The 23,344-nt window shown below is 67.7% G+C and carries 19 protein-coding genes; 10 read left to right on the top strand and 9 right to left on the bottom strand.

Annotation, left to right across the window (positions count from 1 at the left end; translation table 11 throughout):
- Positions 1-2 precede the first annotated feature (2 nt).
- The 6 genes from AC3IPM_RS00515 to AC3IPM_RS00540 all read right to left on the bottom strand — a co-directional run bounded on the left by AC3IPM_RS00515 (position 3) and on the right by AC3IPM_RS00540 (position 7,445).
- A complete protein-coding gene (locus AC3IPM_RS00515; protein ID WP_489301982.1) occupies positions 3-899 on the bottom strand; it encodes a DUF58 domain-containing protein in 897 nt (298 codons plus the stop codon).
- A 6-nt stretch (positions 900-905) separates the two neighbouring features.
- On the bottom strand, positions 906-1,889 hold the full coding sequence (locus AC3IPM_RS00520) for an AAA family ATPase (protein WP_489301983.1): 984 nt from the start codon (positions 1,887-1,889) through the stop codon (positions 906-908).
- A gap of 63 nt (positions 1,890-1,952) precedes the next feature.
- Entirely contained in the window at positions 1,953-2,654 is a 702-nt protein-coding gene (locus tag AC3IPM_RS00525; RefSeq protein ID WP_489301984.1) for a DUF4159 domain-containing protein, read from the bottom strand.
- A 40-nt stretch (positions 2,655-2,694) separates the two neighbouring features.
- Positions 2,695-4,029 (bottom strand): TldD/PmbA family protein, encoded by a 1,335-nt coding sequence (locus AC3IPM_RS00530; RefSeq protein ID WP_489301985.1) that lies wholly within the window; start codon positions 4,027-4,029, stop codon positions 2,695-2,697.
- Positions 4,030-4,049: 20 nt separating this feature from the next.
- Positions 4,050-5,684, bottom strand: a complete 1,635-nt coding sequence (locus AC3IPM_RS00535) for a TldD/PmbA family protein (protein ID WP_489301986.1) — start codon at positions 5,682-5,684, stop codon at positions 4,050-4,052.
- Between the two features lie 132 nt (positions 5,685-5,816).
- Positions 5,817-7,445 carry a TldD/PmbA family protein gene (locus AC3IPM_RS00540; protein ID WP_489301987.1) on the bottom strand — a complete coding sequence of 543 codons (1,629 nt, stop codon included), beginning with the start codon at positions 7,443-7,445 and terminating at the stop codon, positions 5,817-5,819.
- A 142-nt stretch (positions 7,446-7,587) separates the two neighbouring features.
- On the opposite strand from AC3IPM_RS00540, the gene AC3IPM_RS00545 reads away from it, so the two are divergent.
- Positions 7,588-8,208: a DUF938 domain-containing protein gene (locus AC3IPM_RS00545; RefSeq protein ID WP_489301988.1), complete on the top strand. Its 621-nt coding sequence runs from the start codon at positions 7,588-7,590 to the stop codon at positions 8,206-8,208.
- Positions 8,209-8,368: 160 nt separating this feature from the next.
- Here the strand turns inward: AC3IPM_RS00545 and AC3IPM_RS00550 are convergent, their stop codons facing one another.
- Positions 8,369-8,653 carry a helix-turn-helix transcriptional regulator gene (locus AC3IPM_RS00550; RefSeq protein ID WP_489304236.1) on the bottom strand — a complete coding sequence of 95 codons (285 nt, stop codon included), beginning with the start codon at positions 8,651-8,653 and terminating at the stop codon, positions 8,369-8,371.
- A 61-nt stretch (positions 8,654-8,714) separates the two neighbouring features.
- Positions 8,715-12,416 carry an indolepyruvate ferredoxin oxidoreductase family protein gene (locus AC3IPM_RS00555; protein WP_489301989.1) on the bottom strand — a complete coding sequence of 1,234 codons (3,702 nt, stop codon included), beginning with the start codon at positions 12,414-12,416 and terminating at the stop codon, positions 8,715-8,717.
- Positions 12,417-12,581: 165 nt separating this feature from the next.
- Here AC3IPM_RS00555 and AC3IPM_RS00560 point away from each other — a divergent pair, with 165 nt between their 5' ends.
- Positions 12,582-13,220 (top strand): tetratricopeptide repeat protein, encoded by a 639-nt coding sequence (locus AC3IPM_RS00560; protein ID WP_489301990.1) that lies wholly within the window; start codon positions 12,582-12,584, stop codon positions 13,218-13,220.
- 46 nt (positions 13,221-13,266) lie between these two features.
- Here AC3IPM_RS00560 and AC3IPM_RS00565 read toward each other — a convergent pair whose 3' ends face one another.
- Positions 13,267-14,751, bottom strand: coding sequence for an AAA family ATPase (locus AC3IPM_RS00565; RefSeq protein WP_489301991.1), 1,485 nt, complete (start codon positions 14,749-14,751; stop codon positions 13,267-13,269).
- Between the two features lie 131 nt (positions 14,752-14,882).
- Here AC3IPM_RS00565 and AC3IPM_RS00570 point away from each other — a divergent pair, with 131 nt between their 5' ends.
- The 8 genes from AC3IPM_RS00570 to AC3IPM_RS00605 all read left to right on the top strand — a co-directional run bounded on the left by AC3IPM_RS00570 (position 14,883) and on the right by AC3IPM_RS00605 (position 23,343).
- Positions 14,883-15,515 carry a nucleotide-binding protein gene (locus tag AC3IPM_RS00570; RefSeq protein WP_489301992.1) on the top strand — a complete coding sequence of 211 codons (633 nt, stop codon included), beginning with the start codon at positions 14,883-14,885 and terminating at the stop codon, positions 15,513-15,515.
- Between the two features lie 13 nt (positions 15,516-15,528).
- The gene (locus AC3IPM_RS00575) at positions 15,529-16,005 is read left to right on the top strand and encodes a SixA phosphatase family protein (RefSeq protein WP_489301993.1); all 477 of its coding nucleotides are present in this window, start codon (positions 15,529-15,531) and stop codon (positions 16,003-16,005) included.
- A 75-nt stretch (positions 16,006-16,080) separates the two neighbouring features.
- Positions 16,081-16,617, top strand: a complete 537-nt coding sequence (locus tag AC3IPM_RS00580) for a YceI family protein (protein WP_489304238.1) — start codon at positions 16,081-16,083, stop codon at positions 16,615-16,617.
- On the top strand, positions 16,614-18,686 hold the full coding sequence (locus tag AC3IPM_RS00585) for a phospholipase D family protein (protein ID WP_489301994.1): 2,073 nt from the start codon (positions 16,614-16,616) through the stop codon (positions 18,684-18,686). The genes AC3IPM_RS00580 and AC3IPM_RS00585 overlap by 4 nt, the downstream gene beginning before the upstream one ends.
- Before the next feature lie 28 nt (positions 18,687-18,714).
- Positions 18,715-19,152, top strand: a complete 438-nt coding sequence (locus AC3IPM_RS00590; protein ID WP_489301995.1) for a hotdog fold thioesterase — start codon at positions 18,715-18,717, stop codon at positions 19,150-19,152.
- A gap of 181 nt (positions 19,153-19,333) precedes the next feature.
- On the top strand, positions 19,334-20,125 hold the full coding sequence (locus AC3IPM_RS00595; protein ID WP_489301996.1) for a lysophospholipid acyltransferase family protein: 792 nt from the start codon (positions 19,334-19,336) through the stop codon (positions 20,123-20,125).
- Positions 20,126-20,182: 57 nt separating this feature from the next.
- Positions 20,183-21,172: a YheT family hydrolase gene (locus AC3IPM_RS00600; protein ID WP_489304240.1), complete on the top strand. Its 990-nt coding sequence runs from the start codon at positions 20,183-20,185 to the stop codon at positions 21,170-21,172.
- Positions 21,173-21,273: 101 nt separating this feature from the next.
- Positions 21,274-23,343 (top strand): tetratricopeptide repeat protein, encoded by a 2,070-nt coding sequence (locus AC3IPM_RS00605; RefSeq protein WP_489301997.1) that lies wholly within the window; start codon positions 21,274-21,276, stop codon positions 23,341-23,343.
- The last annotated feature ends 1 nt before the right edge of the window (position 23,344 follow it).

A 23,344-nucleotide genomic window follows, 5' to 3' on the forward strand; every position in this document is an offset into this window, starting at 1 on the left:
GCTCATCCGCGCGCCCCGCCGCCGAACAGCTGCTGCAGCGGTGCATCCAGCGGCTGATCCAGGTAGCCGATGGCGTGCGCGATGCCGCTGCTGTGCAGGCGCGCCTGCAGGCTGCGCTGGGCCTGGGCGAAACGGGCCAGATAGTCGTCGCGGATCGCGCGGCCATCGCCGAGCAGTTCCTCGCCGGTTTCCGGGTCGCGGAATAGATGGCCGTCCGTGAACGGGAAGTCGCGCTCCTCGGCGCTGAGCAGCTGGATCTGCAGCACCTCGCGGCGCGCCGCCGCCAGGCGTTCCAGCAGCACCACGCCGGCCTCCTCGAAACCATCGCCGAGCGCGATCAGCAGATCACCGGCTTGTACGCGTTCCCAGACCGGCCGCAGCGCCTCATGGGCCGGCCACGTTCCCTCGGCGCGCAGCTGGCGCAGCAGCAGGTGCACGCGGTCGCGCTGGCGGGGGCCGGCACCGGCCGGCACCAGCTGCACGCCGGCGCCGTTGAGCACGATCACACCGAAGCGATCGCCTTGCTGCAGGGCCAGCTCCACCACGCAGGCGGCCAGCGCACAGGCGTGGTCCAGCCGCGACCAGTCCGGTCGCGCGCGGTCGCACTGGCGCGCCGAGGCGCTGGCATCGATCAGTACCCAGGTGGTGACCGGGCTCTCACGCTCGGATTCGCGCACGAAGAAGCGGTCCGAGCGCGCGTACAGCTTCCAGTCGATCTGGCGCAGTTCATCGCCGGGCTCGTAGGCGCGGTACTGGGCGAACTCCAACCCGGCACCGCGGCTGCGGCTGGCATGCTGGCCGATGCCGTGTGCACCGCGTGCGCGGCGCGGCAACAGGCGCAGCGCCTTGAGGCGGCTGCGCACGTCGGCGGGCAGGGCAATGGGTGCGTTCGACGACACGGGCGATCAGGCGGGGAAGGGCACGGCCTGCAGCAGCGCGGCGATCACATCGTCGGCGCTCTTCTGCTCGGCCTCGGCCGCAAAGGACAGCAGCAGACGGTGCCGCATCACCGGCGCCAACAGCGCCTGCACGTCCTCGCGGGTGGCAGCAAAGCGGCCCTGCAGCAAGGCGCGGGCCTTGGCCGCCAGCACCAGGGACTGCCCGGCGCGCGGGCCGGCGCCCCATTTGATCCATTGGTTGACCGCCACCGGTGCCTCGGGCCCGGGCCGGCTGGCGCGTACCAGCCGGGTGATCCAACCCAGCACGTCGTCGCTGATGTGCACCTGGCGCACCGCCGCCTGCAGGGCCAGCACGGCGTCGGCGTCCATCACCTGCGGGACCTGGCCGCTGGCGCTGCCGGTGGTCTGCAGCAGGATCTCGCGCTCTTCCTGTTCGCTGGGGTAGTCCACACGGATGTGCAGCAGGAAGCGGTCCAGCTGCGCTTCGGGCAGCGGGTAGGTGCCGGCCTGTTCGATCGGATTCTGTGTAGCCAGCACGAAGAACGGCGCCGGCAGCGTATAGGTGGTGCCGGCATAGCTGACGGTGCGTTCCTGCATCGCCTCCAGCAGTGCGGCCTGGGTCTTGGGCGGCGTGCGGTTGAGCTCGTCGGCCAGCAGCAGGTTGGTGAAGATCGGGCCCTGCTGGAAGCGGAAATGGCGGTGGCCGGTGCCGTGGTCTTCTTCCAGCAGCTCGGTGCCCAGGATGTCGCTGGGCATCAGGTCCGGGGTGAACTGCACACGCCGGAACTGCAGCTCCAGCGCCTGCCCGAGCGAGCGCACCAGCAGGGTCTTGCCCAGCCCGGGTGCGCCTTCCAACAGGCAATGGCCGCCGGCCAGCAGGCCGATCAGCAGCTGCTCCACCACCGCATGCTGACCCACCACGGCCTGACCCAGCGCCGTGCGCAGGTGCTGCAGTTTGGGAAGAAGGGCATCCAGGCTGTTGGTCGTCATAAGGCGCTCGCAGAAAATCGGTGTAGAGCCACGCCATGCGTGGCTGAAGAGGCAGGAAGGAACCTAGCTGTTCAACGCATACATCACGATGTTGACCGCGAAACGGGTGTTGTCTTCGGCCAGGAAACGCTTGTTGCGCCAGTCGTAGTCCCACTCGCAGCCGTAATCCTTGTTGCTGTAGAGCACGCCCAGGCGACCATCGACCTCGATGCCCTTGAGGTAGTCATGCACCAGGTCATCGCCCCAGCCATTGAGCTCGAAGCCGGTGGCGGGCGGGCCATCGGGGAAACGGAAAAAGCTGCGGTACAACGCGTGGTTGTTGGGCAGCTTCTTCATTGCCGCCGGTCCGAACAGTTTCGCCATCTGTGCTTCGAACGATTTGGCGAACAGGCCGTCGATATCGTGGTTGCAGTCATCCACGAACACGAAGCCGCCGTTGCGCACGTAGCGCACGAAGTTCTGCCGCTCGGCGGCGTTGAATTCCACCAGCTTGTGTCCGGCCAGGTAGCAGAACGGTGCTTCGAGCATGCGCGGGTCCGACAGCGCGATGACATGCTCGGTGGGGTCCACGCGCAACGAGGTGTAATCGATCAGCGAAGTGATCACGTTGGACGGCATGCGCGCATCCACGTCCCAGTCGCCGGAGTCGTACTTGAGGCGGGTGAACCAGAAGTCGTAGCGCCCGGCCTGCGCGCGGGCCACCGGCGGCAACGCCGCGAATGCGGCGCTGCCCAGCAGCAGGCGCAGGAACTGCGCGCGGTTCATGACCGCGCGCGTTCCCGGCAGGGGCTGACACCAGCGCGCATCAGACGGCGTCGGACAACGAGGTGAAGGTGAAGTCGCGCAGCTTCATCGGCGGGATCATCATCACGAAGCTCGACTCGTCACCGGCCACACGCACCGGCTTGCCGAGTTCTTCGATGTTGTTGAGCATGATCACCGGCGATTCGTTGAAGCGGAAGTTCTTCACCGGGTACTTGATCTGGCCGTTCTCGATGTAGAAGGTGCCGTCGCGGGTCAGCCCGGTCAGCAGCACGGTCTGCGGATCGACCATGCGGATGTACCAGGTACGGGTGACCAGGATGCCCTTCTGGGTGCCGCGCACCAGCTCGGCGGTGCTCTTGTCGCCACCGCTCATCAGCAGGTTGCCGGGGCCGGCGTTGGCGGTCTTGCCCTGCTTCTGCGCCCAGAACCGCGAATACTCCAGGTTGGCGATCTTGCCGTTTTCGATGATCGCCAGCTTGCTGCGCGGCATGCCTTCGTTGTCCCACGGCATCACCGGCGCGTCCGGGTGCCACGGATCGGCATGCATGTTCACGCGCGGGTCGTAGACCTGCTCGCCGAGCTTGTTGCCGCCGCCCTTCTTGGACAGGAAGCTGCGCCCTTCATCGGCCGAGCGCGCGCTGAAGAAATTCATCATGAAGCTGATCAGGCCCGCCGCCGCGGCCGGCTCCAGGATCACCGTGTACTTGCCCGGTTCCAGCGCCTTGGCTTCGGAAGACTCGGTCGCCTTGCGCATGGCGATCTGGATGTCCTGGTCGGCCTTGAAGTCGTCCGCATCCTTGAGGTTGCGCCCGACCCAGCCCGAGCCGCGGCCGTCTTCGGTGCGCACGGTGCAGGTGTAGTCGAAGTTGGTGCTGCGCTGGTAACCGAAGTTGCCGTTGCTGTTGGCGGTGGCGTAGAAGCCCTGGCCGTCTTCCAGGAAGCCGGCGGCGATCAGGCCCTTGCCCCGGCACGGGGCGATGGAGTCGGCGGCGACCTTGGCGCGGAACGCCGGGTCGATGGCGGCGGTGGAGGCGCTGAAGGTCGGGCTGGGCGTGTAGCTCTGCTTGCCGATGGCCGGCATGAACTCCGGGTTCTCCGGGGCCAGCCGGGCCAGGTCTTCGGCGCGGCGCACCACGCGTTCCAGCGCGGCATCGTCGAACTCGTTGATCGAGGCGGTGCCGACGCGCTTGCCGAACGCGACGGTGACCGCCAGTTCGGTGTTGTCGACGATACCGCTGGTGGAGACGTTGTTGAGCGCGAAACGGATGTTGCCGTTGATCGAGCCGGCCAGCACGGCGGTGCACTCATCGGCCTTGGACAGCGCGATGACCTTGTCGAGGACGGCCTTGGCCTGGGCTTCGGTGAAGATACTCATGGATTGGGGCTCCTGACCGGTCAGCCGAGGCTGCGTGCGGTGTTGATGACGTTGATGCCGTTGAAGCGCGCGGTGGACGAACCATGCGAAACCGCCGAGACCTGGCCCGGCTGGCCCTTGCCGTCGAAGAACGACCCGCCGAGGCGGTAGTCGCGCTCATCGGCCACGGCGCTGCAGGCGTTCCAGAACTCCGGCGTGCGGATCTGGTAGGCCACGTCCTCGAGCATGCGGGTGATCTTGCCGTTCTTGATTTCATAGAACAGCTGGCCGCCGAACTGCGCGTTGTAGCGCTGCTGGTCGATGGAGAACGAGCCGTCGCCGATGATGTAGATGCCGTTCTCGACGTCCTTGACCATGTCGGCCACGCTGAGCGGGGTCTTGCCCGGGGCCATCGATACGTTGGCCATGCGCTGGAACTGCACGCTGGACCACGAGTCGGCATAGCAGCAGCCGTCGGAGGCGGTCTTGCCCAGGATGTGGGCCTGGTCGCGGATGGTCTGGTAATCCACCAGCTTGCCGTCGCTGATCAGGTCCCAGCGCTTGGTCTTGACGCCTTCATCGTCGTAGGCCACCGCGCCGAGGCTGCCCGGCTGGGTCTTGTCGGCGAAGATGTTGACCTTGTCGCTGCCGTACTGGAAGTGCTGTTCGCGCTTGTCCAGCGTGGCGAAGCTGGTGCCGGCGTAGTTGGCTTCGTAGCCGAGCACGCGGTCCAGTTCCAGCGGATGGCCGATCGATTCGTGGATGGTCAGCCAGGTGTGCGACGGGTCCAGGATCAGATCGTACTTGCCCGGCTTCACCGACGGTGCCTTGAGCTTCTCCTGCGCCTGCTTGGCCGCGGCAATCGCATCTTCCTTCATGTCGTAGGAAGAGCTGTAGTTGACCACGCCATTGGGGGTGAGCACCTTGCCGGCCGCGGCACCGTCCATGTACTCGTAGCCCATGCCCATCGGCGAGGACAGGCCTTCGCGGGTGCGGAACTTGCCACTGGCCTTGTCGATCGCGGTGATCGTCATCGGCGCCCAGATCCGGTGCACGTCCTGGTCGATGTAGGAGCCATCGGTGGAGGCGAAGTACTTCTGTTCGTTGACCAGGAACAGCATCGAATTGACGAAGCTTGCCCCGGCGGCGAGTGCGGCGGCGTTGACGTCCAGCAGCAGTTCGACCTTTTCCTTGATCGGCACATCCATCGCGTTCTTGCGGATCGGAGTCTTCCAGCTCACCTCACCCACGCCCGGCGCGGCGGCCAGCTGCACCGGCGTGGTCTGCACGCCGGCGTTGGCCTTGGCGATGGCCGCCGCCTGCTGCGCGGCGCGGGCCACATCGGCGGTGCCCAGCTGGTTGGTGGCGGCAAAGCCCCAGGCGCCGTTGACGATCACGCGGATGCCCACACCGGTGGATTCGGTGTTGACCACGTTCTGCACCTTGTCCTCGCGGGTGATCACGAACTGGCGCAGGTAGCGCCCGATGCGCACATCGCAGTAGGTGGCGCCGGCCTGGCGGGCGGCGGCCAGCGCCGCATCGGCCAGGCGCTTCTTCAGCCCCAGGTCCAGCGTGCTGTGCAGCTGCTCGGCGGCGATCGCCTTGCCGAAGAAGGACGGCACAATCAGGCCGCCTGCGGTAAGCCCGGTGAGGGCAAGGAAGTCACGTCGTTGCAAGGCAGCTCTCCACGTCGGTGTGGGGGTGGCAGGGACACGTCGACATCACGGCAGCCGCAGGGTGGAACTCCCGGTCCCGGCGGCTGCGCCTGGGGTGCGGTGGTGGGGCGATACCGGCGGATTGGGCGGTACTCATCCCAGGCTCCGCGCGGTGTTGATGATGTTGATGCCATCGAAGCGGGTGGTGGACGAACCGTGCGACACCGCCGAGACCTGGCCCGGCTGACCCTTGCCGTCGAAGAACGAACCGCCGAAACGGAAATCGCGTTCATCGCAGATCGCACTGCACGCATTCCAGAATTCCGGCGTACGGATCTGGTACGCCGCATCCTCGACCATGCCGGCGATCTGGCCATTCTTGATCTGGTAGTACAGCTGGCCACCGAACTGCGCGTTGAAGCGCTGCTGGTCGATCGAGTACGAGCCGCGGCCGTGGATGTAGATGCCGTTCTCCACGTCCTTGATCATGTCGGACACGCTCAGCGGCGCCTTGCCCGGTGCCAGCGACACGTTGGCCATGCGCTGGAACTGCACGCTGGACCACGAATCGGCATAGCTGCAGCCGTGCGATTCGGTTTCGCCAAGCAGATGCACCTCGTCGCGGGTGGCCTGGTAGTTCACCAGGATGCCGTCGCGGACCAGGTCCCAGCGCTTGGTCTTGACCCCTTCATCGTCGTAGCCGACCGCACCGAGGCTGCCCGGGGCGGTCTTGTCGGCGAAGAAGTTCACCCGCTCGCTGCCCCAGCGGTAGCCGGCGTCGCGCTTGTCCAGCGTGGCGAAGCTGGTGCCTGCGTAGTTGGCTTCGTAGCCGAGCACGCGGTCCAGCTCCAACGGGTGGCCGACGTTCTCGTGGATGGTCAGGAACAGGTTGGAGGGGTCCAGCACCAGGTCGTACTTGCCCGGCTTCACCGACGGCGCTTTGAGTTTCTCGCGGGCATGCCGGGCGGCGGCGATGGCGTCTTCCACCGGGTCATAGGAATCGCGGTAGGCGGTGATGCCACCGGGCAGGGCGATCTTGCCGCTGGGGTTGCCGTCGAGGAATTCGTAGCCCATGCCCATCGGCGAGGACAGCCCGGCGCGGGTGCGGAACTTGCCGCTGGCCTTGTCGATCGCCGTGGCGGTGAAGGGCAGCCAGATGCGGTGGATGTCCTGGTCGATGAACGAGCCGTCGCTGGAGGCGAAGTACTTCTGCTCGTTGACCAGGAACAGGGTGGAATTGATGAAGTTGGCGCCGGCGTTGAGCGCGGCGGCATTCAGGCTGAGCAGCAGCTCGACCTTGTCCTGGATCGGCACGGCCATGGCGTTGGTGCGGATCGGGGTCTTCCAGCTGACCTCCCCCACGCCCTGCACCGGGGCCAGCTGCACCGGGCGGGTCTGGATGCCGGCGTTGGCCCGGGCGATGGCAGCGGCCTGTTCCACGGCGGCCTTCACCGCCGCCGGGGTCTGCTGGTGGGTGGCGGCAAAGCCCCAGGCCCCGTTGACGATCACGCGGATGCCGATGCCCGACGATTCGCGGTTGGTGACGTTCTGTACCTGCGCCTCGCGGGTGATCACCGACTGGTTGAGGTAGCGCCCGATGCGCACGTCGCAGTAGCTGGCACCCAGGCGCTTGGCGGTGCCCAGCGCGGCCTCGGCCAACGCCTTCTTGCGGCCCACGTCGCCGGGCTCGAGCAGCTGCTCGGCGGCGATCAGGCGGGAGTGCGGCAGCATCAGGCCAGCCAGGCCCATTCCAGACAGCGTCAGAAACTCACGGCGTTGCACAGCTTGCGATTCCCCGGGTACGGTCGTCGGCGGTGGGCCAACGGCAGTGGACAAGTCATCGACTTTCGTTCGCGCCCGGCAGTGGCACAAGTGACTGCGGTCATGGTTGGATGGGCGCTGTCGAATTCATCTGGGGTGGCACATGAGCCAACAGCGCTGGTCCGAGGCCTGCGAACGCAACCGCGCGCCGATCCTGGCGGTACTGCGCGAGCAGCTGCGTGATTGCCACCGTGTCCTGGAAATCGGCAGTGGCACCGGCCAGCACGCGGCGTACTTCGCCGCCGAACTGCCGCACCTGCAGTGGCAGGCCAGCGACCACCCCGACTACCTGCCCGGCATCGCCGAGCGCCTGGCCGAGGCCGCGCTGCCCAATGCACCCGCACCGTGGCCGCTCCAGGCCGTGCTGTCGCCGGTGCCAGGATTGGCACCGCTGCCCGACCCGCCACGGGACTTCGATGCGGTGTTCAGTGCCAACACCCTGCACATCATGAGCTGGGCGCACGTGCAGGCCCTGTTCGCCGGCCTGCCAGCGGTGATGGCGGACAACGCGCTGCTGTGCATCTACGGCCCGTTCAATTACGGAGGCGACTTCAGCAGCGACAGCAACCGCCAGTTCGATGCCTGGCTGAAGGCGCGCGATCCCGATTCGGGCATCCGCGATGCCGAAGCGGTGGATGCGCTTGCGGCGGCACAGGGGCTGGTGTTGATCGAGGATGTGGCGATGCCGGCCAACAACCGGTTGCGGGTGTGGCGGCGGGGGTGATCAGGCGGGGCTGTTGAATTGACGCAGGCAGCGCTCGCAGCTGCTTTCGATTTCCTGCACCAGCGTCGTCAGCAGTGGGTGATCGATACCTTCTTCCCGCAGCAGCATCACGGTGCCTTCTTCGGCTTGATGGCGTAGTCGGCAGGCGACTCATGCACCGTCAGCGGTGCGGTGGAGGGTGTCGGTGGCAGCCCCTGCCGGGCAAGCTCAAGAATCTGTGCGTATGACAGCTGCCCGGTCGTGCCGATGTGGCGCGCTGGGCCCTGCGTGGGCCCACGGTGGCGGTCAACGGAATCCCCAGCACATTCATCACCCGCAGCACCAACTGCAGTTCCGCGCGGGGCTTGCCCTTCTCGATGTCGATCACCCACTGCCGGCTGACGCCGGTCTCGTAGGCCAGGCGTGCCTGGTCCCAGCCCAGTGCCTTGCGGCGCTGCCGGATCACCTGACCCAGGTCGGCGGGAGTCTTGAGGGCATCATGGCCCAAATGTAAGCGTTCGCCGACCTCACGCCACCTGCACGATGTGCAGCGCCTTCGGGTTGCGCCACTGCGCCAGCAGCGTGGCCTCGCGGGCCTTGGCCTTGTGCAGGTGCGCTTCCTTGACGTGCCCGTAGCCGCGGATGTGCTCGGGGATGCTGGCGATCTCCACCGCCAGGGCCACCCGGTCATCGTCCAGACCATCCAGCAGCAGTGCCACGGTCTGCGCATAGTCGGTGATCAGCTGGCGCTCGCCGCGACGTTCAGCGGTGCGGCCGAACACGTCGAAGGTGCCGCCGCGCAGGAACTTCAGCTTGGCCAGCAGACCGAAGGCCTTGAGCATCCACGGCCCGTACTCCTGCTTGATCAGGCGGCCCTGCTCATCTTTTTTGGCGAACAACGGCGGCGCCAGGTGGAAGCGCACCTGGAAATCGCCCTCGAACTGCTGCTGCAGGCGGCGCTGGAACTCGCCGCTGGTATACAGCCGCGCCACTTCGTACTCGTCCTTGTAGGCCAGCAGCTTGAAGTAGTAGCGCGCCACGGTCTCGGTCAGGGCGGTGCTGCCGGCCTTGTCCCATTCCACCGCGCGCACCGTGTCCACCAGCTGCCGGTAGCGCGCAGCGTAGGCGCTGTCCTGGTAGTCGGTGAGGAAGCGCACGCGGCGTTCGATCATTTCATCCAGCGAACGCGACAGGCGCTCATCATCCAGCGGCAGGAACGCCACATCGGCGCCGCCGCCGTGGCCGGGCAGACCACGCAGCTCGCGCTCGTCGCCGGTGTCGCGGGGGGCGGCGTTGGCACCCCATTCGTTGCCTTCCCACTCGCCCGGCGGCAGGTCATGCAGCGGGCCCGGCGTGCGCTCGGCATCGGTGTGGCCATTGCGGACCAGCCCGGCGGCCTGCTGCACGGCCTGCGGATCGACCGCGGCCAGACGCCCCCAGGCGAACGCCTGCTGGTTCATCTGCACGGCCGCGCCGTTGAGCTCGACCGCGCGCATCAGCGCCTCGAACGAGATCGGCACCAGCCCCTGCTGCCACGCATAGCCGAGGATGAACAGGTTGGAGGCGATCGCATCGCCGAGCAGCGCGGTGGCCAGCTGGGTGGCATCGAGCAGCATGGGCTCGCGCCCGCCCAGCGCCACGCGGATGCCGGCGATGATGTCGGCCGCCGGGAACTGCATGTCCGGGCGCGTGGTGAAGGTGCCCGGCATCGCCTCGTAGGTATTGAGCACCACCTGCGAACGCTCCGCGCGCACCTTGGACAGCGCCCAGTAGTCGTTGACCACCACCATGTCGCAGCCCACCACCAGGTCGGCTTCACCGGCGGCGATGCGCACCGCATGGATGTCTTCGGGTGTGCGCGCGATGCGGATATGGGTGGTGACCGCGCCGCCCTTCTGGGCCAGGCCGGTCTGGTCGAGCACGCTGGCGCCCTTGCCCTCCAGGTGTCCGGCCATGCCCAGCAGCGCGCCGATGGTGACCACGCCGGTGCCACCGACGCCGGTGATCAGGATGTTCCAGGGCTGTTCCAGCGTGGTGCGGAAGGTCGGCGCCGGCAGGTTGTCCAGCAGCGCCGTCCTGGAACTGCGTTCACCCTTGCGCAGCTTGCCACCGTGCACGGTGACGAAGCTCGGGCAGAACCCGGTGGTGCAGCTGTAGTCCTTGTTGCAGTTGGACTGGTCGATGTCGCGCTTGCGCCCGAACTCGGTTTCCTTGGGCAGCACCGACACGCAGAAACTCTTCTGCCCGCAGTCGCCGCAGCCTTCGCAGACCAGGGAATTGACCACCACGCGCTTGGGCGGATCGACCAGCTTGCCGCGCTTGCGACGGCGGCGCTTCTCGGTGGCGCAGGTCTGTTCGTAGATCAGGATGCTGGTGCCCTTCACTTCGCGCAGCTGCTTCTGCACCGCGTCGAGCTCGGCACGGTCGTGGAACGCCACACCTTCCGGGAACAGCTCACGCTTGTTCCACTTGCCGATCTCATCGCTGACCAGCACGATCGTCTGCACCCCTTCGGCGCGCATCTGATGGGCGATCTGCGGCACCGTCAGGGTGCCGTCCACCGGCTGCCCGCCGGTCATCGCCACCGCGTCGTTGTAGAGGATCTTGTAGGTGATGTTCACACCAGCGGCGATCGCCTGACGGATCGCCAGCGAGCCACTGTGGAAATAGGTGCCGTCGCCCAGGTTCTGGAACACGTGTTCGGTATCGGTGAACGCGGCCTGCCCGGCCCAGGTCACGCCTTCGCCGCCCATGTGGGTGAAGGTGTCGGTGCTGCGGTCCATCCAGGTGACCATGTAATGGCAACCGATGCCGCCCAGCGCACGCGAACCTTCCGGCACGCGGGTGGAGGTGTTGTGCGGGCAGCCCGAGCAGTAGTGCGGCACGCGCGGGAAGCTGGCGCGCGGCAGCGCAAGCTCGGCTTCCTTCTCATCCATCCAGCGCAGGCGCTGTTCAATGGATTCATTGGTGAAGAAACGCTGGATGCGACGGCCGATCACCCCGGCGATGGTGGCGGGGGTGAGTTCGTTGGTGGACGGCAGGATCCAGGTCCCCGCCTCGTCGTACTTGCCCACGATCGACGGACGCGGGCCGGCGCTGGCCGGCCAGTTGTAGAACTGTTCCTTCATCTGGCGCTCGATGAAGGCGCGCTTCTCCTCCACCACCACGATGTCTTCCAGGCCTTCGGCAAAGCGTGCGATGCCCACCGGCTCCAGCGGCCAGGTCATGCCGACCTTGTACACGCGGATACCGATGTCGGCGCAGGCCTGCTCGTCCAGGCCCAGGTATTCCAGCGCCTGCAGCACGTCCAGGTAGCTCTTGCCGGTGGTGACGATGCCCAGCCGTGCGCGCGGGGAATCCATCACGATGCGGTCGATACCGTTGACGCGCGCGAAGGCCTGCGCGGCCTTGACCGCATAGCGGTGCAGGCGCATCTCCTGGTCCAGCGGCGGGTCGGGCCAGCGGATGTTGAGGCCGCCGGCCGGCATCTCGAAGTCTTCGGGCAGCAGGATCTTCCGCGCGAACGGATCGATCTGCACCGAGGCGGAGGACTCGACGGTTTCGGCAATCGTCTTGAAGCCGATCCAGCGCCCGGTGTAGCGGCTCATCGCCCAGCCCAGCAGGCCCATGTCGAGGATGTCCTGCACACCGGCCGGATTGAGCACCGGCATCATCGCGCTGACGAACTCATCCTCGCTGCCATGCGGCAGGGTCGAACTGCGGCAGGCGTGGTCATCGGCGGCCAGCGCCAGCACGCCGCCATGCACCGAGGTGCCGGCCGCGTTGGCATGCTTGAACACATCGCCGCAGCGGTCCACGCCCGGGCCCTTGCCGTACCACATGCCGTACACGCCCTGGACCTTGGCGCCCGGGAACAGGTTGGTCTGCTGGGTACCCCAGACCATGGTCGCGCCGAGGTCTTCGTTGAGGCCGGGGGTGAACTTCACCTTGGCCGCGTCCAGGTGCTGGCGTGCGCGCCACAGCTCCAGGTCGAAGCCGCCCAGCGGGCTGCCCCGGTAGCCGCTGATGAAACCGGCGGTATCCAGCCCGGCGGCCTCGTCGCGCAGCCGCTGCATCAGCGGCAACCGGACCAGCGCCTGCACACCGCTCAGATAGATGCGGCCATCGGTACGGGTGTACTTGTGGTCCAGCGTATAGCCATCGTCCAGGCCACCGGCAGCAGGCAGGTTGGCGGAAGACGGCGAGGTGAGTTCGGCGGTACTGGTCATGGCTGGCCCGGAAAGACGGCTGGCAGGGCCGCGCCAGGCGCGGCCGGAAGAGGCGCGGATTGTAACAGTGGTGCCTGCAAGGCCCGTCAGGGACTCGCGCCGGGGCGCGCGCTGGGGTTAGGATCAGGTGAGGGAGGGTTGTTGTGACAACCTGGGGGAGTTTGCATGGCAGTGGCAAGACAAATGCTGGCCGGTGTGGTTCTGGCCGCGGGAATGACGGTGTTCGGGGCGGCCGCGCAGGCGTTGCCAGCCCTGCAGGAGTTCTACTTCGACAACGACAGTGCCGCCGCACCCGTGGTGGTGGTGCCGGGTGAGGGCAGTGACCTGGTTGACCAGTTGATGCGGCAGCGCGAGCGCGGCCGCAAGATGCTGGAAGCCACCGTGCAGCTGGCCGGTGTGGCCATGGCGCAGGGCCGTCCGGAACTGGGCCGTACCTTGTACCAGGAGGCGCTGGGCAGCGCGGCGGCAAGCACAGCGCCCGGTCGTATGGTGCGCTGGAACTACGCTTGGGACCTGTTCCGCGCAGGTGAGGCCGAGCTCGCGCTGGCGCAGTGGCACAGCGCCCAGGCGGGTCTGCGTGGCAACCCTTCGTGGGTACCGCCGACCTATGCACTGGCGCTGTGGACGCTCGGGCGCAAGGACGAGGCGGTGCAGTGGTATGCCGCGGCCGTGCGCACCGAACCCCAGTTGTGGAGCGGCACCGACCGCTATGCGCAGCTGCTGCCCAGTTGGCGCGACAGCGAGCGCGCCACGTTGGCCGAGGTCCAGCAGGCCTGGGCCAGCAAGCCACCGGCCTGGCCCTAAGCCACGCGGGCGGCCGTGTTGCACGGCTGCCCTGGGCAGGGCCGCGTCAGCCGTCCGCGCTGACGGTGCGTCCGCGTGCCCACTCGCGCAGCGCGCCGACCTGTTCGGCCATCAGCACCGACAGCGGCCGGCTGCCGCGGATCTCCTGCATCAGCAGCTCGGTATCCAGGCTGCGCTCCTCGGCGTGCGCGGCATACAAACCGGCCACCACCGCCTGTTCGATCTCCGCACCCGAGAAGCCATCGCTGGCGGCAGCCAGCGCGGGCAGGGCGAAATCATCGGCGTTGAGCTGGCGACGGCCCAGGTGCAGCCGCAGCAGTTCGACCCGGGTGTTGGCATCGGGCAGGTCGACGAAGAAGATCTCGTCGAAGCGGCCCTTGCGCAGCAGCTCGGCCGGCAGTTCATGCACCTGGTTGGCGGTGGCCACGATGAACACGTTGCTCTTGCGTTCGGCCAGCCAGGTCAGCAGGTGGCCGAGCACGCGCCGCGATACACCGCCATCCTCACCGCCACTGGCCAGGCCCTTCTCGATCTCATCGATCCACAGCACGCACGGCGCCAGCTGCTCGGCCGAGGCCAACGCCTCGCGCAGGTTCTTCTCGGTCTCGCCGTGGTACTTGTCGTACAGGCTGCCGAAATCCAGCCGCAGCAGCGGCACCCCGAAGCCGGCAGCCGTGGCCTTGGCCAGCATCGATTTGCCGCAGCCCTGCACGCCCAGCAGCAGCATGCCCTTGGGCGGGTCCAGCCCGGCGGGGCCTTGACCGCCCAGGAATACCGGCCGGCGCTGGTTGACCCAGCGCTTGAGGCGGTTGGCCCCGGCCACATCGGCAAAGCGCGTGGTGTCGTATTCGTAGTGCAGGTGGCCGGCGCGGTTGAGCAGTTCGAACTTCAACCGGGCCAGCTGCGGCAGGTCGTCCTGGCTGAGCGCGCCGTCGGCGAAGATCAGCTGGCGCGCGATCCGGCGCGCATCGACCATGCTCAATCCACGCAGGTTGTGCAGGATCTTCTTGACCGCCTCGTTGTCCACTTCAACCCGGCGCCCGCCATTTTCGCGGGCATAGGCGGCGGCCTCCTCGCGCAGCATCTTCAGCAGCGCGTTGGGGTCGGGCAGGCGCGGATTGAACCGGGTGGCCAGGGCTTCCAGTTCACCGGGCAGCTCGACCTTGGCCCCGATCAGCACCAGCACATGCTCCTGGCAATGGCGGCGCTGGATCAGGTCGCGCAGGGCGCGCTGGTGGCTGGCATAGCCCAGGTAGGGATGGAAATCGAGCAGCAGGTAGATGCCGCGCTGTTCGGCCTGGCGGATCATCTGCAGGGCCGAACTGGCATCGGGCGGGCCGACCGGATCGTCCTCGCGGTCCATGTCGATCCGGCGCAGGCCTTCGGTGATCGACCAGCGGTGCAGCGCCCGCCACACATGCATCAGGGTTTGCCGGAACAGGTCGACGATCCGACCCTCGTCCTGGGTTTCGATCACGATCAACGGGGTGTTGGCGCGGATCAGCGCACTGAGGTCCTGTAACTCGCTCATACCGGCTTGCAGTCCATTGGATCGCGCACGATAGCAAAGCCCCACCCCTCGCAGGCAGTTCAGCGCTGCGACTATCTCCGTCACGGATGCCGGTGTACGCTGCGGTGACGTTCCCCGGAAGCGAGGCTGGCATGAAGACGATCCTGGTAGCCGGTTCCAAAGGTGGGGTGGGCAAGACCACCGTCGCCACCCACCTGGCGGCGCATGCCGCGTTGGACGGCCGCAGGACCGTGCTGGCCGATGCCGACCCGCAAGGCTCCAGTACCCGCTGGGCGCAACGCCGCGCGGTGCTGGAAAGCGCCGTGCTGCCGGTCGATGTGTACCGCAAGAAGGCCTGGGAGAAGCTGATCCCGGAAGGCACCGATGACGTCATCATCGACGCGCCGGCCGGTGCATTGGCCGACGATCTTGGCCATTTCCTGGAGGTGGCCGATGCCGTGGTGGTGCCGGTGCTGCCCTCGGCGCTGGATATCGAGGCCATCGTCGGTTTCCTCAACAGCCTGGCCAAGGTGCCGCGTGTGCACCGCCGGGCGCTGCCGGTCGGGCTGGTGCTCAACCGCACCAAGCCATGGACCCAGACCTCCCAGCAGGCCATCCAGATGCTGGGCGAATGGCCGTATGACGTTGTCGCGCAGTTGCGCGACAGCCAGAGTTACGTGGTGATGGTCGGGCTGGGACGCAGCCTGTTCGATTACCGCTCCGCGCAGGTGCGCGAACACCAGAGTGACTGGGAGCCACTGTTGAAGTGGCTGAAGAAAGCCTGACACGAGAGAGCCCATGCGAGAACTGATATTGCTGCGTCATGCCCATGCCGAAACCGCCAGCACCGGCCAGGCCGATCTGGACCGGCCGTTGTCGCCGGTTGGACTGGCCGAAGCCGAGGCCGCCGGCCGCTGGCTGAAGGAAAACAACCTGTTGCCCGACTGCGTGCTGTGCTCGCCGTCGCGGCGTACCCGCGAGACCCTGGAGGCCGTGCTCGGCATTACCGGCTTCGTCGAAAAGCGGCTGGAGGATGCGGTCTACGACGCCACCCCCGGCACCTTGATGGGGCTGATCGACGCCCGCCGCGATGTCGACCGCCTGCTGGTGGTGGGCCACAACCCGGGCCTGGAACAGCTCGTGGCGCTGATGAGCGAAGGCACCAGCAGCGATTACCGCGGCATGCCGCCGGGCGGGATCGCGGTGCTGGCCTTCGACCGTGAAGCCAGCATCGAACCTGGCGTGGCCACCCTGACCGCCTTCTGGTGGCCGTAGCCTGTGGCAGTAGTACGTGCGCTGCTGGGCGCTCTGCTGGTGCTGGCCCCGGCCGGTGCCGGGGCGGAACCGTCGGTGCCGGTCACGGCACCGGCACCGACCATCCACCAGGTGCTGGAGTTCGACACCGCGCGTTCGCGCTTCGGTTTTGAGATCCGCACCCGGCTGGGGCAGCGCATCGAAGGTGTGTTCCCGCGCTTTGAAGGGCGCATCGATGTCCTGTCCGACGGCCGCCACCAGGTCCACCTGCGGATGTTCACCCGCTACGTGGAGATCCCTGGCAAGTCGCGCTACACCGGCTGGATGCGCGGCGAGGAGTTCTTCGATTCCGGCCGCTACCCGGTGGTCGAGTTCGACTCACAGCCCTACTGGCCCGATGTGGTCGACAAGGGCGGTGGGGTACAGGGGCGGTTGATCCTGCGCGGGGTCAGCCATCCGGAGACCCTGCGGGTGGAACCGGCGGAGTGCCCCCGGGCCGGGTATGATTGCGACGTCGTCAGCCGCGGTACCGTGCAGCGTGGCCGGTATGGGATGGATAGCTGGCAGCTAGCCTTGAGTGATCGAGTGACCTTCGTATTGCGAGCGCGTCTAAGTGAGGCGCCGAAACCGTGAATCCATTGCTGCGGGTATTGATGCTGGCAACGCTGTTGCTGGGCAGCGGCTGTGCGTCGCTGAGCAATGCGCAACGCGAACGCGCCGTCGGCATCGCCGTGCAGGCGCGCTCGACCGTGGTCGACTGCGACCGGCCGGACCGCTGCGCGCTGGATTCGCCGCTGCGCGCGCTGGGCGGGCGTGCCTTCAGCGAATCCACCGAAACCGTGCCGCGCCACTACGCCACCATCATCGACGAGGGCGAGGTATCGCTGGTCGCGCGGCTGAACCTGATCCGCAGCGCCACCCGCAGCATCGACCTGCAGACCTACATCTTCGACAAGGACGACAGCGCCCGGCTGATCCTGGACGAGCTGCTGGCGTCGGCGCGGCGCGGGGTCAAGGTGCGGCTGCTGATCGACCAGTTGTCGGCGATCTCCGACCTGGAGATCCTGGGCGCGCTGGCCAGCAGCCACCAGAACTTCGAGCTGCGCGTGTACAACCCGACCTTCGGCAAGGCGCGGCTGAACTACTTCGACTATGCCGGCAGCGTGCTGTGCTGCTTCCGCCGTTTCAACCAGCGCATGCACAACAAGCTGCTGGTGATCGACGATGCGCTCGGTGTCGTGGGCGGGCGCAACTACCAGGACGACTATTACGACTGGGACAGCGAATACAACTTCCGCGACCGTGACGTACTGGTCGCCGGCCCGGAAGCACGCGAGATGGCCGCCAACTTCGACGCGTTCTGGCGTGCGCCGCGCAGCGTGCCGGCCGAACGTCTCAACGATGTCGGCCGCACCCTGCTGCGTCAGGGCGCGCCCACGATGCCGCCCGCCATCTACCGGCGCCCGGAACGGGTGGAACGGGTCAGCGAAGAGGCCAACGATCCGGACTACATCACCCGCACCTTCGTTGATACCGCGCTGCCGGTGGCGTCGGTGCGCTACGTGGCCGACCTGCCGCGCAAGCACCGTCGCGAGCGCGCCAGCCAGCCGGCCAACGGCCAGCATGTCACCGAGCCGCAGCTGGATTCGCTGATCGCCGGTGCGCAGACCGAAGTGATCCTGCAGACCCCGTACCTGGTGCTGTCCAAGCCGGCGCGGCAGCTGTTCCGCGACCTGCGCAAGCGCGAGAATCCGCCGCGTGTCGTGGTCTCCAGCAACAGCCTGGCCGCCACCGACAATCCGATCGTGTATGCGCTGTCCTACAAGTACAAGCGGCGCAACCTGCGCGAGCTCGGCTTCAACATCTACGAGTTCAAGCCGTTCCCGCTGGATGCGCCGGTGGACTACCGCAACCTGCTGCCCGCCCCGCTGGGTGAAGCGCCGATGGCGCAGGGCCGGCGCAGCAGCCTGCTCGGTGGCAGTGCCGCGGGCAGCAATGCGCGTGGCAGTGGCAGCAGTGGCGGCAGTGGCAGCAGCACTGCCAGCAACGACCCCGACGCACGCGTCGAGCGTGCACCGCGCCGCGGCAACGCCGGCCAGAACAGCGCCAGTGGCCGGCGCCGCAGTACCGATGGCAGCGAAGTCGAGCGCCGCGTGCTGCGTGCCGAAACCCGGCCCTCGTTCCTTGGCACCAAGGCCGTCAACAAGCCGTTGCCGGTTACCCGCACCGGCGCACGCATGGGCCTGCATGCAAAATCGCTGGTGGTGGACCGCCGCATCGGTGTGATCGGCACGCACAACTTCGATCCGCGCAGCGAGAACTACAACACCGAAGGCGCGGTGATCATCGATGACCCGGTGTTCGCCGAAGCGCTGGCGCAAAGTATCCTGCGCGACATCCACCCGCAGAATTCCTGGGTCGTGGCACCGGCCGCCAAACCGCCGGTGCTGTCGGGCCTGAACTACAGCGTCGGCAAGGCGTCCGAAGCGCTGCCGGTGCTGGATTTCTGGCCCTGGCGCTACGCCACCGACTACGAGTTCCAGCCTGGCCCGGACTGCCCGACGCCGCTACGCCGCCAGGACCAGAACTTCCACAAGTGCTACGTCGCCGTCGGTGATTTCCCCGAGGTCAACGTCGGGCCGAAGTGGTTGCTGGTCCGCATGCTCACCGCGTTCGGCGCCGGTCTTGTGCCCATCCTGTAACCCTGTTTGTCTGTCACGGAGCTGCTGCATGTCCCAGGTCTTCCGCGCACCGGTATCGGTCGATGAGCTCAACGCACTGAGCCGCAACACCCTGATTGAACACCTGGGCATTGTGTTCACCGCCGCCGGCGAGGACTGGGTCAGCGCCACCATGCCGGTGGACGCGCGCACCCGTCAGCCTTACGGCATCCTGCATGGCGGCGCCTCGGTGGTGCTGGCCGAAACCCTGGGCAGCAGCGCCGGCAACCTGTGCGTGGACACGCGCGAGCAGGTCTGCGTCGGCCTGGAGATCAACGCCAACCACATCCGCGCCGTGCGCGGTGGCGTGGTCACCGGCACCGCGCGTGCGGTGCATGTCGGCCGCAGCACTCACGTCTGGGACATCCGCATCGAGGACGAGGCCGGCAAGTTGGTCTGCACTTCGCGGCTGACCCTGGCCGTGGTCCCGGCCGCCCGCCCGGCCTGATCGGCCTACCCGGTGGATGCTGTGTTGCACGGCCCGGTACCGTGCGCCGGCGCACTGTTGATGGCGCCGTTGTGCCGCAGCCGGGGACCGGCTTGATCGCCTGCGGCGGTTGGCCCTGCCTTGTCATCGAATTGTCTGGTTGCTGCTGGCAGAGCCTGCGGCGCTCGGGTATCGTTCGCGGATGACTTCCCCCACTCCGGCCTCACGTGGCGGCGTGGCGCGTGTGTGCCGTTATCTGTACCGCGTACCGCTGCTGCTGGTCCACCTGCTGCTGTTCCTGCCGATGCTGCTGATCGCCATGCTGCCGCCATGGGGACGCATGCGTGTGGGCAACCGCCTGTTCGAACATGCCGCGGTGAATGCCTGGTCGGGGGGGCTGATGTGGATCTTCGGCTTCCGCCTGCACCGGATCGGCACGCCGCTGCCGGGCGCGGTGCTGTTCGTGGCCAATCACGTCAGCTGGGTCGATATCTCGATGCTGCACAGCCAGCGCATGATGGGCTTCGTGGCCAAGCGTGAGATCGCCGGCTGGCCGGTGGTGGGCTGGCTCGCCGCGCGCGGCCAGACCATCTTCCACCAGCGTGGCAACACCGAGTCGCTCGGTGGGGTGATGCAGGAAATGGTGGTACGGCTGCGCGAAGGCAAGGCGGTCGGGGTGTTCCCCGAGGGCCGCACCCGCGGCGGGCATGAAGTCGGCCCGTTCCATGCACGCATCTTCCAGGCGGCCGTCGAGACCCAGGTCCCGGTGCAGCCGGTGGCACTGCGCTACGGTCACCGCGGCGACGCACAGACCATCGTCGCGTTTGGTCCCAACGAAAGCTTCTTCGCCAATTTCCTGCGCCTGCTGGGCGAACCGGCCCGCCGCGCCGAGGTGCATTTCCTGGCGCCCATCGACACCCTTGACCTGGAAGGCCGTCGCCGCATCGCCGAAACCTCGCGTGCGCGCATCCTGGCAGCCATGTCCGCAGGGTAGTCCGGTGCTGGTCCTTCACGTGCCAGCGTCGGATGCGGGAGCAGGCTGCGGCCCATGTTGACTGCTGCCGACTACCGTCCACCGCGCTGGCTGCGCAATCCGCACCTGCAGTCGATGCTCAGCTCCAGCCGCATGCGCATGCAGCGTGGCCTGATGCTGCTGGCAGCCACCGGCGCGCTTACCGACGAGGTCATCCTGGACGGTGGCGAAGGCGTGCGCCTGCAGGGCTGGCACAGCCATGTCGAAGGCCGTGCGCCGATCGGCATGGCGCTGCTGCTGCATGGCTGGGAGGGCAGTGCGGAGTCCAGCTACATGCGCATGACCGCCGCGCGCCTGCTCGAGGAGGGCTACGACGTGGTGCGGCTGAACTTCCGCGACCACGGCAACACCCACCATCTCAACCCCGGCATCTTCCACTCCAACCGCATCGATGAAGTGGTGCAGGCCGCGGGCGACATCGCCCGGCGCTGGCCGCAGCTGCCGCTGGTGGCAGCGGGGTATTCGCTGGGCGGCAACTTCGTGCTGCGGCTGGCCCTGCGCGCGCCGGCGGCCGGGGTGCCGCTGCGCCGGGTGGCCTCGGTCTGCCCGGTGCTGGACCCGGCCATCACCATGGAGAGCATCGAGAACGGCCCGGCGATGTATGACTGGTACTTCCGGCGCAAGTGGGCCGGCTCGCTGCGTCGCAAGCGCGATCTGTTCCCCGAGCTCAGCGACTGGGACGACCGCGTGCTCAAGCTGGACATCCGCGCACTGACCGCATGGCTGGTCGAACACCACACCGATTTCGGATCGCTGCAGGCCTACTTCGACGGCTACTCGATCGCCGGTGACCGGTTGGCCGGGCTGGCCGTGCCGGCCGATATCCTGATGGCGCAGGACGACCCGGTGATTCCCTTCGCCACCTTCAACGGCTGGCGGCTGCCGCCGCATGCGCACCTGGAAATCGCCCCGTGGGGCGGGCATTGCGGGTTCCTGGAGAACTGGCGTGGCGACGGCTTCTCCGAGCGCTGGGTGGCCCAGCGGCTGGGGATCGAAGCCCTGCGCTGAGCGGGCCGCGGCTGCCGGCGCGGCGGTCAATTGTCCGGATCGGCCTGCAACCGGGCCCGCGCGACCCTACAATCGGGGGTTTGAGCCCACGCTGGACCGTCATGCAAGACAAGATTCTCCAAGCCCTGCGCCGCAACGCGGCCGATGATGCCGTGCAGCTGGCCCGCGAATGGGCCACCACCGAGCCGGAGCAGCCGCAGGCGCACCGCTGGCTGGCCCTGTCGCTGCAGCAGCAGGGTCAGTTCGACGATGCCCTGCGCAGCCTGCAGCAGGCCCTGACGCTGGCCCCGGACAACGCCGACCTGCACCTGCAGCACGCCGGCCTGCTGCTGGCACTGCGCCAGATCGAGGCGGCCGGTTCGGCGCTGGACCGCACCGCCGCGCTCAATCCCAACGAACTGACGGCCTACCTGATGCAGGCGCATCTGGCGCTGGGCCGCAATGACGTCGATGAAGCCGAGCGGATCACCCGCCTGGCCTCGCGCGTGGACGAGGACCATCCTGAGTTGGCCGCACTGTCGGGCATGATCGCGCTGCGCCGTGGCGAAGGTGACCGTGCGCTGGCACTGCTGTCGGCGGCCAGCCACGCACTGCCCGACGACGCGCGCGTGCTGTATGCGCTGGGCTTTGCCTACCTCGGCAAGGAGATGCTGGCCTTCGCCGAACAGGCGTTCCGCCGCGTCATCGAACTCAACCCGGCCGTGACCGCGCTGAACGGCCTGCTGGTCCAGCTGGCGCTGCGTCAGGGCAATATCGATACCGCGGCGACGATGATGCGTCAGGTACTGGCCCAGCCCGACGGCGATACCCCGGCGATGCGCCGCCTGGCCGGTGAGCTGGAGCTGCAGTCCGGGCAGCCGCTGCAGGCGCTGGAGCACCTGCTGCCGGTGCTGGAACAGTGGCCCGCCGACCGCCAGACCCTGCAGCTGCTGCTGATGTCCTGGCAGCGCCTGGGCCGTGAACAGCAGGCCCGCGACGTGCTCGATGCGGCCCTGGAAAACCATCCGGCCGTGCACGAGCTGTGGCTGGCACGGTTGTCGATCGAAGCGGTGGGCAGCCCGGAATCGGTCGCCGTGGTGGAGCGCTGGCTGCAGGCCATGCCCGGGCATCTGCCCGCGCTGGAAGCACGCCTGCGGCTGCATGCCCTGGCCGATGAAGCCGAGGCGGCCGAAGCGGTTGCACGACAGATCGTGGCGATCGAACCGGGCCGTGCCAGCGGCGAAACCTACATCGTGGAGGCGTTGCTGCTGCGCGATCCCGATGCCGCGGTAGCGCATGTGCAGGCCATCCATGACCGCGCGCCTGCGGACGCCCAGTCCACACTGCGTGCCTGGCTGGGCGGGGTGCAGGACCAGGCCGGCCGCCGCGGCGATGCCCTGCGCACCTGGACCGAGCTGCACGCCAGCGAAGCCGTGAACCGCTTGCCGCTGCCACCGCAGGCCAAGGCGCCGATGAGCTGGCCGGAGCTGGGTACGGTCGACGCGGACAACGCCGCCCGCCCGATGTTCGTCTGGGGCGCCCCGGGCTCGGGCGTGGAGCGGGTCATCGCCGCGATCGCTGCCGCCAGCCCGGTGCTGCGCGGCGATCGCTTCGCGCCCAACCCGCCCGACGACGCGTTCCAGAGTTACCACACCCTGCAGGACCTCTCGACCGGCAAGCTCAGCCCCGAGCAGCTGGTGGCGCACTGGCACGCCCAGCTGCCGGCGCGCGGCCTGGCCGATGCCAACGTGATCGACTGGCTGCTGTGGTGGGACAACGCGTTGTTGTGGGCGCTGCGCCCGCAGTTGCCGGAAGGCCGCCTGCTGGTGGTGCTGCGCGACCCGCGCGACATGCTGCTGCACTGGATCGCCTTCGGGGCCCCGGCCCCGTTCGCGGTGACCTCCCTGCAGGAAGCGGCCGAATGGCTGGCGCGCGCGCTGGCGCAGGTCGCTACCCTGCACGAGCAGGATCTGTACCCGCATGCGCTGGTGCGCATCGACGAGATCGGCAACGACCCGGCAACCATGGCCGAGCACCTGCAGGGCCTGTTCGGGGTGCGTTTCCCGCCTGCCGCCACGCTGGGGCCGCCGCGGTTCGCCGCCGGTCACTGGCGTGAGTATCGCCAGGAAATGGCCAGTGCCTTCGCACTGCTCACCCCGGTCGCTGTCCGCCTTGGTTATCCGGAAGAATAAG

It is taken from the genome of Stenotrophomonas sp. GL_111, assembly GCF_057835245.1.